The following is a 12,060-nucleotide window of genomic DNA, read 5'->3' as shown; positions in this document are numbered from 1 at the left end:
CTATGGGTATAAATGAAGAAGAATTTATAAAAAGCATAAATTGGCAAAAGGTAAATAACCTTATCCCCGTGATAATCCAAGATTATCATTCTTGTGAAGTTTTAATGCAAGGTTTTATGAATGAACAAGCTCTAAGAGAGAGTTTTAAGCACCAAAAGGTTGTATTTTACTCACGCACTAAAGAGCGTTTGTGGATGAAAGGTGAGCAAAGTGGGAATTTCTTGCATATCATAGATATGGGACTTGATTGTGATAGAGATTGTATTTTAATCCTTGTAAAAGCTCAAGGCGCTACTTGTCATACAGGCGATACTTCTTGTTTTGAAACGCTTTCTAAAAAAGCTGATTTTGTGTTTTTATCGCGTCTTGAAAGACTTATCAACTCACGCAAAAACACTTGTGCAAGCTCTTCTTACACGGCTGAACTTTTTTCAAAAGGCACTAAACGCATAGCACAAAAAGTAGGTGAAGAAGGCGTTGAAACCGCCTTGGCTGCTACTATTAAAGATAAAGATGAGTTGATAAATGAAGCTGCTGATTTACTTTATCATTTAGAAGTGTTATTAGCTGATGCGGACTTGAGTTTAAATGATGTGATTGCTAAATTAAAAGAAAGAAATAAAAGTTAAGCGTGATTTCTCACGCTTAATTAAGCAATATTTTTGAAAAGATTCACTGACTATATCGAGTAATTTTAAAAAAACTTTACAAAATTTTACAAATGTCTTTTTGAAAAGTTATAGCAATTTTAATTTATTATGTTATAATAAATCATCATTGCATAGCGAGAAGTCGTCTAGCCGTTTATTTTTAGATTGACATCTCGTTATGTATAGTAGGACTTTTATGAATAATTTTAGTGAAGATATAAACTTTTCTGTTATACAGCCTAGAAAAACTGCTGTTTTGGTAGATTTATCCTTTTTTATAGAAAGATATAACACTTTAAAACATATCAAAGATATGACTCCTGAAGAATTAGCTAAAAGATTAAAAGATTATGTGTTTGAGTCTGTTAAAAGAAATAGAGATTATTTATATAGAGTTTATGTTTATGACTGCGAACCATTAAATAAAAATGTTCCAATACCGCCCATAGAAAAAACAGATAAATCATTAAATCTTGGAAAAACCGATACTTTTAAATTTAGAACTAGATTATTAGATTGTTTAAGACAGCAACCATATTTTGCTGTAAGATTGGGCGAGATTGATGAAAATAACTTCCAATGGAAAATCAAAAATTATGATAAATTTAAACAACTTTTATATAAAGAGATAGAAATCGATAGTTTAACTGAGGATGATTTTGTTTTAGATATTAGGCAAAAAGGTGTTGATATGAAAATAGGACTAGATATTGCTACTTTATCTATAAAAAAGCAAATTGAAAAAATCATTCTTATCACTGCAGATAGCGATTTTATACCGGCTATAAAACACGCAAGAAAAGAAGGGGTTATTGTTCAGTTGGATCCTATGAGAGTTCCAAATTCTCAAATCAAAAAAGGTTTATTAGAGCATATAGATATTCTTTCATCAGTCTTTAAAAATACTAGCAATTCTTAATTACACAATTCACATTATAAATTTATACAAGTTTTAGAAATATTTACATTTTTGGAACACTTATTGCTTTGTCTTGGCTAAGCAATAGTAGATTGTGAAGTAATCACAAAGCAATATTTTTTAAAGGATTTAATTATGATGAGATCTCTTTGGGCTGGGGTTTCAGGACTCCAAGCACACCAATACGCAATGGATGTAGAAGGTAATAACATAGCCAATGTTAATACATTTGGTTTTAAATATTCTCGTGCGGATTTCTCAACGCTTATGAGTCAAACTTCTAAGATAGCTACAGCTCCAGATGGCAACCTAGGTGGTAAAAACCCTATGCAAGTTGGACTTGGTGCAGGTGTAAATTCTACTACTAGAATTCACTCTCAAGGTAATATCCAAACTACAGACAAAAACACCGATATGGCTATCAATGGTGATGGATTTTTCATCGTTTCAAATGATGGTGGCACTACGCAGTTTTTTACCCGTGCAGGGGACTTTAAAACAGACGCAGTAGGAAATTTCGTAGATAATAACGGCTACACGGTTCAAGGTTGGAATTATAATCAAGAAACAGGCCAAATTGACTCTTCAACTTCAGTGCAAGATATAGTTATCCCACCTGGTATGAGTATGCCTGCTAGGCCAAGTACTTCAGTAAGCCTTACAGCAAATTTAGATAGTGGTAATACTTTAGGTATGAATGCTTCTGCTAAGCGTCCTATCTATGCTCTTGATTCTACTCATGGTATGAGAAATGATACAGGAACAGTAATAGATGAAAACGATACTGGCCATACTGAGTTTTATACTACTTCTAAAAGTGGAGCCCAAGTAACTGAAAAAGGTGTGGATATGGGTGTAGTGTTTAACGCTCAAGGTGAGGGCTTAAATCTGCGCGATGGTCAAGGAATATGGGTAAGTTATGCTGATGCTAAGTGGACTAGTAATACACAACTTGGAACAGATCTTCCAACAAATCAAGCAGATATGAAAGTTGGAAATAATTATACATTTTGGGGGTATACTGATATAAACGGAAATCAACATCCTGCGATTTTAGATATAACTATTAATGGGGTAAATATTACAGCTGAAGGTGTGGGTAAAGAGACTTTTTTAAATGCTATTAATGCCAAAACAGCTGAAACAGGTGTAGTAGCTTCTATAGTAGATGGTAGATTTACCTTAACTAATGATAATAGCACAGGCACTACGGCAAAATCTAAAAATATTAGTTTTACAGTAAATAATCAAAGAAATACTGCAGGTCAAACTATAAATATTAGACAAAATGATTTAGCTCCTGGTAATGTTTTAAATAGATTACCACAAACAGGTGCTAATCTTACAGGTGGCGCTGGTAGAGATGGTCAAGCTGTAAGTGTCATCACAGCACATGAATATATTTACAGTTCTAATAATGTAGATATAGGACCTAATCCTAATCCTACAGCAGCTAATCAACAAGATGCAAATATGCCTCAACCAACAGGACAAAGGACTTTTCATACTACTGAAGATTTAAGAGAACTTTTGCAAAGAGATGCTAGATGGGCTGTGGATTATGATGGTGATGGTACTATAGAAAATTGGGTTGCAAATGGTGTTCCTGTTCCAGATGACGTAAACGCTGGTGTAGAAGTGGTAGTGGAAAGTGATGGTAGATTTAAAATAACTAATCCAAAATTAAATGATGATTCTAAAGATATGACTTTTAAGGTTACAGGTTATTCTAATGAAGCTAATAAAATAGCAACTAATGATAAATTCACAGCGATGTTTAGTGCCTTAGATGGAAATTTCAACGCAGGTAATAATGAAAAATATTCTCAAGACATGTATCTTTCAGCTCATACTGCTAGTATAGAAATCTTTGACTCATTAGGAACTAGACATGAGCTAACCGTGCAATTTACTAAACAAACTAAAACAGCAGATGGTGGGGCTGAATGGTCTATCATCATCTCAGTGCCTGAACCTGCAGAGATAAATTTTAGTGGTGATGGTGCTCCGGGAAATATAGTAGTAGGAAATTTAAGATTTGGTAATGATGGCTCACTACAAAGCTATACACCAAATGTATTAAATTTTACCGGAAACAACGGCTCAAAACCTGATCAAGTAATCAAACTTGACTTTGGAACAACAGGTGGTTTTGATGGTTTAACAAGCTATGATAAAGACTCATCTACTACTAAACAAGAAACAGATGGTTACACAGGGGGTAATCTAAAGCCAGATGCATTAAGAACTGATGAGAATGGTTATATCTATGGAGAATTTACAAATGGTAAAACTCTAGCTCTAGCTAAGGTTGCTCTAGCTACTTTCCCAAATAATATGGGTCTTGAAGAAATGGGTAATAACCTTTATAAAGCGACAGCAAACTCAGGAACAGCTACCATAGGTCATGCGGGCGAAGGCGGTAGAGGGGGCTTAAAAGGCTCAGCCATAGAAATGTCAAATGTGGATTTAAGTCGTGCATTAACAGAGCTTATCGTAATCCAAAGGGGTTATCAAGCAAACTCAAAAACGATTACCACAAGTGATCAGCTTTTAAATACTTTGCTTCAATTAAAACAATAATCTTAACCCAAGGTTTTAAAAACCTTGGGATCAAGCTTTACAAGGTTATCGAGGTAGCCTTGTAATACTTGATAGCCTTGAAGCCTTCAATCTATTGCTAACTCACTTCTTTCTTGCCTTAAGGAGTGAGTAGCATGATTTGCATATCGACAAGTTAAAATAAAAATTTATAAAGCTAATCATCTATTAATAGTTTTGATCATTGCAAATTTAAAATATTTTGTTTTGCTATTATGATCAAAAACACTAAAATTATCAAGAAAAATATAAATATTGTTTATTGATATAAAGTTTTTTGAAAAAGGTTCGATATAGTCAATGAATCTTTTCAAAAATATTGCTTAATTAAGCGTGAGAAATCACGCTTAACTTCTTTTTGATTTTATTTAACTTTCTTTTATTAATCAAACTTAGATAAGAAATCAAAGATAAAAATGTGCAAGTTCCTAAAATAAGTGATAAAAATATAGGTGTATTAGCATTTAAAAGACTTACTAAAAATGCCATTACTCCTGCCATAGCAAATTGTGCTGCACCTAAGAGTGCTGAAGCACTGCCTGCATTTTGTTTTGATCTTGCCATAGCTAAGGTTGTGGTATTTGGCAGGATAAAACCCAAACTTGCTATGATAAAACACAAAGGAATTTCAAAAGCCCAAAAACCTAGCTCAAAAGTTGCACCCAAAATGAGTAAAAAAGTTAAAAAAGTAATCACCATAAGCGCTCTAGGGAGTATATAATAAGGAGAAAATCTAAGGACTAATCTTGCATTGATATTTGCACATATAACAAAGCTTAGAGCATGAGCTCCAAAAAGGGCTGCGTATTGTTGCTCGCTTAATCCAAAAACGCGTGTAAAAACAAAAGATGAGCCGGTTAAATAAGCAAAAAAACCTGCAAATATTAAATTTCCACAAAGCAAATATACTACAAAACGGCGATCTTTTAAAACTTTTTTGTAACTTTTTGTAACCTCTTTGTGATTGAATTTTTTTCCTTTGGTGTTGTGATTGCTTTCTTTTAGAACAAAAATAACAAGCAAAAATAAAATAAAGCCTAAGATAAACAATGTTAAAAATATACTACGCCAAGAAAAAAATTCAAGTAAAATTCCACCAAAAGTAGGAGAAAGCATAGGGGCTAAAGAAGTAAAAACCATCATTAAAGCATAAACTCCTGTTGCTTCTTTAAGCTCAAAAACATCATTTACTATAGCTCTTGCTACGACTACACCCACGCAACCTCCTAAAGCTTCAAAAAAACGCAAAGCTATAAAAGCATGAATGGAATCAACTAAAACACAAGCAATACTTGAAGAAATAAAAATAAAAAGTCCTATGTATAAAGGTTTTTTTCTGCCATATACATCACTTAATGGTCCATATAAAAGCTGACCTAAAGAAAAGGCGATGAAAAAACTTGCAAGAGAAAGTTGAGTGTAAAAAGAATTTGTTTGAAAGCTTTTTTCTACTTCATTTAAAGCAGGTAAATACATATCAGTTGAAAGTGGTGCTATGGCAGATAAAAAGCCTAGTATGATAATGAGTTTGAGTTTTTCAAAACCTTTTATTTGGGTGTGTTTTTGCATAAAATTTCCTAAAGTCTTTTTACCATTGTATAGCAAAAAGTCTAAAATAAACAATAATTTACATTTTTTAAAGGCAAATAAGATAAAATTAAACTAAAAATAATCAAGGAAAAATTATGAATATGCCTTTTAGTGATGAGGAATTAATCGAACCTGTAAAAGCCAGTCTAGCTAAAACTATGCATATTTTAGAAAATGATGGCGGAGGGCTTGATTTTTTGGGTGTGAAAAATGGTGTAGTTTATGTGAAACTAACCGGAGCTTGTCATGGCTGCCCAGCTAGTGGAACGACTTTGAAATATGGCTTGGAAAAACAACTTAAAATCGATATACATCCAGATATTACTATAGTAAATTTAGCAGGTGGGGAAAGCGAATTTGCAAAATTATAAAAAAATAGCCATAGAATGTTTTTACAAAAAAGATTTTAAAAATGCTAAGATGTATTTTTCTCTTGCTTATGAAAAGCGTAAAAATAAAAGACTTTTAACTTTTATTAATATTTGTGATTTGGCTTTAAAAAGCCCTGAAGAAGCTTTTGTTTTTTTTGAATTTTTTATGCAAAATTATAAAAATACTAAAGTAGATAAAGACTTAGAAAAACTCATTAATCTTAGCCAAAGTGTGCAGTTTGAAGAAGATAGCGAAGATTTTGAGGGCTTGAGTTATCAAGATTTTTTACTTAGCGAAGCAAAAGTTGGGTTTAAACAAGCTTTAGAAAATGTTATAATATCTAATAAACTTATTATTAACGATAAAGAAGATTTTGTGGATTTTTTAGAAAAGCTTTTAGAACATGGTTATAAAGATATGCTCGTAGCTTATATGGAAGATGTTTCAGCGCATTTTTATTCTAATTATAGATTTATTAAGCTTAGTGAGAAAATCAAGGAATTAAATTATGATAGTAAAGATTGAAAATACTTTCATTTGTGATAATTCTAATGAATGCGAAAAAGATTGTTTTTTCTTAAAAACTACTCAAAATGAAAAATTTCTTCATCAAGCTTTAGAAAAACAAGCAAAAGTTATTGGCATTGGCGAATGCAAGAAGCTTTTAAATATAGATGAAAGTATTAAAATCATAGGCATTACAGGCACAAATGGCAAGACAACTACTGCGGGGGCTATTTACTCTATCTTGCTTGATTTAGGTTATAAATGTGCTTTAATGGGAACTAGGGGTAGTTTTATAAATGATAAAAATATCACTCCAAAAGGCTTAACTACTGCTCCTATTTTACAAACCTTAGAGCTTTTATCTTTAGCAAGTAAGGAAAAATGTGAATTTTTGATTATGGAAGTAAGCTCGCATGCTTTGGTGCAAAATCGCATTGAAGGGCTTGAGTTTAAGGCTAAAATTTTTACTAATATCACTCAAGATCATTTAGATTTTCATGGAAACTTTCAAAACTATCAAGCGGCAAAAGAAAGTTTTTTTACCGATGAGTGTATGAAATTTATCAACAAAGATGCAAAAGCTATAAATTTTAATGTCAAAGGTGCTTTTACTTATGGAGTGGAAAATCCAAGTTATTACCACATTAAAGCTTATGCTTTAAAAAATGGCATTGAAGCTGTGGTAAATTTTGGTAAAGAAACTTTTATGATTGATTCTTCTTTGGTGGGGCTTTTTAATCTTTATAATCTTTTGGCTGCAAGCGCTTGTGTAAATGAACTTGTTAAGCCAAATTTAAAAGAGCTTGAAAAGGCCATTAGTAATTTTGGCGGCATTGAGGGTAGAATGCAAGTGGTTGCAAAAGATGTGATTGTAGATTTTGCTCATACGCCCGATGGCATAGAAAAAGTTTTAGATGCTTTAAAATATCGTGATTTGATTGTAGTTTTTGGAGCAGGGGGAGATAGAGATAAAACTAAGCGTCCGTTAATGGCTAAAGTTGCCAAACACTATGCTAAAAAACTCATCATCACAAGTGATAATCCGCGTTCAGAAGAGCCAATGGATATAATTAATGATATTTTAAATGGTATAGAAAAAGATGAGAGTGTTTTTGTAGAATGTGATAGAAAAGAAGCGATCAAAAAAGCATTAGAGCTTAAAACAAAAGATGATTTTGTAGTGATTTTGGGTAAGGGCGATGAGACTTATCAAGAAATCAAGGGTGTAAAATATCCTTTTAATGATAAAGAAGTAGTATTAGAGATATTAAAAGAAGGAAAATAAATGTTTGAAAATATGGATTTTTCTAAAATGGGCGAGCTTTTAACTAAGGCTCAAGAAAAAGCAAATGAATTAGAGCAAGAAGCTTTAAAAAAAGAATTTAGTGCAAAAAGTGGTGGTGGTTTAGTAAAAGTTAGTGCTAACGGAAAAGGTGAAATCATCGATATAAACATTGATGATTCTTTGTTAGAAGATAAAGAGTCTATGCAAATTTTACTAATAGCAGCGATTAATGATGTGATGAAAATGGTAGAACAAAATAAAAAATCAATGGCTAGTAATTTATTTAGCGGAATGGGAATGCTATGAGAATTTTACTTTGTATTTTGGGTGTAGTTTGCACACTTTTTGCTGTGCCAAGACCGACTTTTAATGATTTTTTGGGTTGTTATGAAAAAAATAAAGCTAGTATGTTGATTTATGAGGGCTTACCTGCTTTTGCTTTAAATGAAAATACTTTAGCAGTAGTTAAAACTAAAAACGCGAAATTAAACAGCTATACTAAATATGATCCCTTTTTAAATTTGTATTTAGTAAAAACAGATTTTAGTTTAATTCCTGCACCTATGGGAAATGAAGAAGATTTAACACGCAATAGTTGGGTGGGAATTTTAGATAGCAATAAAAGCTATATAGGACATTTGAAGTATTTTGGGCAAAGTTTGACAGAGCGTGATCAACTTGACTTTGCTTCTAAAATCGGAGAGCTTAACTCGCCGTGTTGTAAAATGCTTGGTATAAGTTTAGAAGATGGCAAACTTATAGGTAATCGTTATTTAAAACACTTTGCAAAATATCCTGATGCTTATTGGGGTGATATAGGTGTGGATTTTGATATGCGTGATGGCAAAATTTATGTTAAAAATGTGCGTAAAAATGGACAATTTTTACTTAATGATGAGCTTGTGAGTGTTGATGGACAAGCTTATGATGATTTAAGAAAACTAAATGAAAAAATTTTATTTGCTGATCGCGGTGCAACTTTATACTTTAATGTATTAAGAGATAATAAAGATGTTAATATCTCCACTATGGTTTTTGATAAAGACTTGGGTGCATTTGCTAAGCCTAAAAAAGTGGTTCAAGCTAAGCCAAGTTCTTTTTATAGCAATCTAGGATTGCGCGTAGATATGAAAATGAATATTACAGAAGTTACTCCAAATTCTAAAGCGCAAATGGCTGGATTTTTAAAAGGGGATAAAATTTTAAGAATTAATAATCAAAAAATCAACAATTTTAATGAACTTCAAGCTGTTTTAGCTCAAGCTAATACTTTTGATATTCTAGTCTCAAGACAAGCAAGCAATATCCCTTCAGCGAAAAATAATGACTTTGAGCATTTTAATAAAGGATACTTTGACTTTTTTATAAGGCTAAATAAGTGATTTTAGAAAAATTCAAACAGCATTTAGAGCAAAATTTTCCTAAAACTCAAAGCTTTCATCCATTTTTTAATGAAGCTTTAAAATGGATGTTAGAAGCTGGTGGGAAGCATTTTAGAGCCCAACTGCTTTTGGGTATAGTTAATGCTAAAAATCCTGCTTTGTTTGAAAAGGCTTTAAATGCAGCTTTGGCTTTGGAATTTATCCACACTTACTCTTTAATACATGATGATTTACCCGCTATGGATGATGCTTCTTTGCGTAGAGGAAAGCAAACTTTACACAAAAAATATGATGAAACTACGGCTATTTTAGTGGGCGATGCTTTAAATACTCAAGCTTTTTTACTTCTTTCTAAGCTTGATTTAAAAGAAAATGTTAGATTAAAACTCATAGAAACTCTAGCCTTTAATGCAGGGCTTGGCGGTATGATTATTGGGCAAGCTATTGATTGTTATTTTGAAGATATGCCTTTAAATTTAGAGCAAGTTGAGTTTTTGCACATTCATAAAACTGCAAGATTGATTGCAGCGGCTTTAAAAATGGGTTGTGAAATTTGTGAGTTAGATGAAAAAGAATGCGAGCAAATTTATGAAATAGGGCTTTTGATAGGATTGGTTTTTCAAATTAAAGATGACATTATCGATGCGACTTTAGATACTCAAGAAGCAGGAAAGCCAACTCATAATGATTTGCATAAAAATTCTTTTGTTAAACTTTTAGGTTTAGAAGGTGCTAAAAAGGCAAAAGATGATAAAATTGCTTTATGTGAAGAAAAAATGAAAAATTTAGACTCTAAGCTTGCTAATGAGCTTCAAATTTTGATTGATAAATATTTAAAAGGTTAAACAATGTTACAAAAACAAGCCAACACTATAAGATTTTTATGTGCGGATATGGTGCAAAAAGCAAATTCAGGCCACCCAGGTGCTCCAATGGGTTTAGCAGATATTATAAGTGTTTTAAGTACTCATTTAGTGCATAATCCAAAAGATCCTACATGGTTAAACCGCGATAGATTAGTCTTTTCAGGTGGTCATGCTAGTGCTTTGCTTTATAGCTTTTTACATTTGAGCGGTTATGATGTAAGTTTAGAAGATTTAAAAAATTTCCGTCAATTACACTCTAAAACCCCAGGTCATCCTGAAATTTTCACTCCAGGTGTTGAAATCGCCACAGGACCTTTAGGACAAGGCATTGCAAATGCGGTTGGTTTTGCTATGGCAGCCAAAAAAGCAAGTTTGCTTTTGGGCGAAGAGATTATCAATCATAAAGTATATTGTTTATGCGGTGATGGAGATTTACAAGAAGGAATTTCTTATGAGGCTTGTTCTTTAGCAGGTGTGCATAATCTTGATAATTTAATCATCATTTATGATAGCAATAATATTTCAATTGAAGGTGATGTGGCCATTGCTTTTAATGAAAATGTAAAAGAGCGTTTTAGAGCGCAAAATTTTGAAGTACTTGAGATAGATGGGCATGATTTTGAGCAAATTGATTTAGCATTAAAAACTGCTAAAGAAAGCAAAAAGCCTTGTTTAATTATCGCTCATACTACCATAGCTAAAGGAGCTTTAGATCTTGAGGGAAGTCATCATTCTCACGGAGCACCTTTGGGTGAAGAGCTTATAAAAAAGGCAAAAGAGGCTTTAGGTTTTGATCCACAAAAAACTTTTGAAATCCCAGAAGAAGTTAAAATTCGCTTTAGCGGGGCAATAGAACTTGGGGATTTAGCACAAGCTAAATGGAATCAAAAAGTGCAAAATTTAAATGCAGAGAAGCAAGCATTGCTAAAAGAGCTTTTAGAGCCTGATTTTTCAAAAATACAATTTCCTGATTTTAAAGGACAAGATTTAGCTACTAGAGATAGTAATGGTGTGATTTTGAATGCTATTGCTAAAGCCTTACCGGGATTTTTAGGTGGTAGTGCAGATTTAGGTCCATCAAATAAAACTGAACTCAAAGATATGGGCGATTTTCCAAATGGAAAAAATATCCACTATGGTATAAGAGAGCATGCAATGGCTGCTATATCAAATGCTTTTGCTAGATATGGTTTGTTTTTGCCTTATTGTGCTACCTTTTTTATATTTAGTGAGTATTTAAAACCTGCTGCAAGAATAGCAGCTTTGATGAGGGCTAAACACTTTTTCATCTTTACTCACGATAGTATAGGTGTGGGTGAAGATGGACCAACACACCAACCTATAGAGCAGCTTAGCACTTTTAGAGCTATGCCAAATTCATTGACATTTAGAGTAGCTGATGGGGTTGAAAATGTAAAAGCATGGCAGATTGCACTTAAAACTAATATGCCAAGTGTTTTTGTTTTATCGCGTCAAAAATTAAGTGCTTTAAGCGAGCCTGTTTTTGGAGATGTGGAAAATGGGGCTTATTTATTAGAAGAAAACGCAAATGCGCAATTTACACTTTTAGCAAGTGGTAGTGAAGTGTCATTGTGTGTAAAAACAGCTAAGATTTTAAAAGAAAAAGGTGTGATTGCTAATGTGGTTTCTATGCCTTGTTATGAGTTATTCATCGCTCAAGAAAAATCTTATAAAGAAAGAATTTTACAAGGTAAGGTTATAGGTGTTGAAGCTGCAAATTCAAACGAGCTTTATAGAATTTGTGATGAGCTTTATGGTATAGAAAGTTTTGGTGAGAGTGGTAAAGATAAAGATGTATTTGAGCATTTTGGATTTAGTGAGGAGAAATTAAGCTCATATATTTTAAGTCTATGTAATGAAAAATAAA

Annotated in this window: 11 protein-coding genes; 10 read left to right on the top strand and 1 reads right to left on the bottom strand. The window is 32.5% G+C overall.

Annotated features, from left to right (window positions below; genetic code table 11):
• Positions 1-2: 2 nt before the first annotated feature.
• From hisIE to flgE, 3 genes are all read left to right on the top strand, one after another.
• Positions 3-629 (top strand): bifunctional phosphoribosyl-AMP cyclohydrolase/phosphoribosyl-ATP diphosphatase HisIE, encoded by a 627-nt coding sequence (hisIE, locus tag L8X33_RS03560; RefSeq protein ID WP_133319155.1) that lies wholly within the window; start codon positions 3-5, stop codon positions 627-629.
• A gap of 334 nt (positions 630-963) precedes the next feature.
• Entirely contained in the window at positions 964-1,569 is a 606-nt protein-coding gene (locus L8X33_RS03555; protein ID WP_318529584.1) for an NYN domain-containing protein, read from the top strand.
• Positions 1,570-1,704: 135 nt separating this feature from the next.
• Positions 1,705-4,152 carry a flagellar hook protein FlgE gene (flgE, locus tag L8X33_RS03550; protein WP_263669980.1) on the top strand — a complete coding sequence of 816 codons (2,448 nt, stop codon included), beginning with the start codon at positions 1,705-1,707 and terminating at the stop codon, positions 4,150-4,152.
• 345 nt (positions 4,153-4,497) lie between these two features.
• Here the strand turns inward: flgE and L8X33_RS03545 are convergent, their stop codons facing one another.
• Positions 4,498-5,739 carry a multidrug effflux MFS transporter gene (locus tag L8X33_RS03545; RefSeq protein WP_263660366.1) on the bottom strand — a complete coding sequence of 414 codons (1,242 nt, stop codon included), beginning with the start codon at positions 5,737-5,739 and terminating at the stop codon, positions 4,498-4,500.
• Between the two features lie 122 nt (positions 5,740-5,861).
• Between L8X33_RS03545 and L8X33_RS03540 the strand changes: the two genes are divergently transcribed.
• The 7 genes from L8X33_RS03540 to tkt are packed head-to-tail and all read left to right on the top strand — an operon-like array spanning position 5,862 to position 12,059.
• On the top strand, positions 5,862-6,131 hold the full coding sequence (locus L8X33_RS03540; RefSeq protein ID WP_039619526.1) for an iron-sulfur cluster biogenesis protein NfuA: 270 nt from the start codon (positions 5,862-5,864) through the stop codon (positions 6,129-6,131).
• Entirely contained in the window at positions 6,118-6,657 is a 540-nt protein-coding gene (locus L8X33_RS03535; protein WP_133319159.1) for a histidine kinase, read from the top strand. Before L8X33_RS03540 ends, L8X33_RS03535 begins: the two co-directional genes overlap by 14 nt.
• Complete coding sequence (locus tag L8X33_RS03530) at positions 6,641-7,924, top strand: UDP-N-acetylmuramoyl-L-alanyl-D-glutamate--2,6-diaminopimelate ligase (protein ID WP_263669978.1); 1,284 nt, start codon at positions 6,641-6,643, stop codon at positions 7,922-7,924. The genes L8X33_RS03535 and L8X33_RS03530 overlap by 17 nt, the downstream gene beginning before the upstream one ends.
• Positions 7,925-8,230, top strand: coding sequence for a YbaB/EbfC family nucleoid-associated protein (locus L8X33_RS03525; protein WP_039667857.1), 306 nt, complete (start codon positions 7,925-7,927; stop codon positions 8,228-8,230).
• Positions 8,227-9,306 carry a PDZ domain-containing protein gene (locus tag L8X33_RS03520; protein ID WP_220567026.1) on the top strand — a complete coding sequence of 360 codons (1,080 nt, stop codon included), beginning with the start codon at positions 8,227-8,229 and terminating at the stop codon, positions 9,304-9,306. Before L8X33_RS03525 ends, L8X33_RS03520 begins: the two co-directional genes overlap by 4 nt.
• On the top strand, positions 9,306-10,151 hold the full coding sequence (locus L8X33_RS03515; protein ID WP_220567046.1) for a polyprenyl synthetase family protein: 846 nt from the start codon (positions 9,306-9,308) through the stop codon (positions 10,149-10,151). Before L8X33_RS03520 ends, L8X33_RS03515 begins: the two co-directional genes overlap by 1 nt.
• A gap of 3 nt (positions 10,152-10,154) precedes the next feature.
• Positions 10,155-12,059 (top strand): transketolase, encoded by a 1,905-nt coding sequence (gene tkt, locus L8X33_RS03510; protein WP_263669976.1) that lies wholly within the window; start codon positions 10,155-10,157, stop codon positions 12,057-12,059.
• Position 12,060 lies beyond the last annotated feature (1 nt).

The organism is Campylobacter sp. CNRCH_2014_2849 (genome assembly GCF_025772845.1).
Taxonomy (GTDB): Bacteria; Campylobacterota; Campylobacteria; order Campylobacterales; family Campylobacteraceae; genus Campylobacter_D; species Campylobacter_D lari_D.
Note: the sequence above shows the minus strand (reverse complement) of the source record. Positions and strands in the feature narration are given on the sequence as shown.

What these genes read in the sequence shown, in the direction of transcription:
- hisIE (WP_133319155.1), top strand. Translation starts at nt 3, where the DNA reads ATGGGTATAAATGAAGAAGAATTTATAAAAAGCATAAATTGGCAAAAG.
- L8X33_RS03555 (WP_318529584.1), top strand. Translation starts at nt 964, where the DNA reads ATGACTCCTGAAGAATTAGCTAAAAGATTAAAAGATTATGTGTTTGAG.
- flgE (WP_263669980.1), top strand. Translation starts at nt 1,705, where the DNA reads ATGATGAGATCTCTTTGGGCTGGGGTTTCAGGACTCCAAGCACACCAA.
- L8X33_RS03545 (WP_263660366.1), bottom strand. Translation starts at nt 5,739, where the DNA reads ATGCAAAAACACACCCAAATAAAAGGTTTTGAAAAACTCAAACTCATT.
- L8X33_RS03540 (WP_039619526.1), top strand. Translation starts at nt 5,862, where the DNA reads ATGCCTTTTAGTGATGAGGAATTAATCGAACCTGTAAAAGCCAGTCTA.
- L8X33_RS03530 (WP_263669978.1), top strand. Translation starts at nt 6,641, where the DNA reads ATGATAGTAAAGATTGAAAATACTTTCATTTGTGATAATTCTAATGAA.
- L8X33_RS03525 (WP_039667857.1), top strand. Translation starts at nt 7,925, where the DNA reads ATGTTTGAAAATATGGATTTTTCTAAAATGGGCGAGCTTTTAACTAAG.
- L8X33_RS03520 (WP_220567026.1), top strand. Translation starts at nt 8,227, where the DNA reads ATGAGAATTTTACTTTGTATTTTGGGTGTAGTTTGCACACTTTTTGCT.
- tkt (WP_263669976.1), top strand. Translation starts at nt 10,155, where the DNA reads ATGTTACAAAAACAAGCCAACACTATAAGATTTTTATGTGCGGATATG.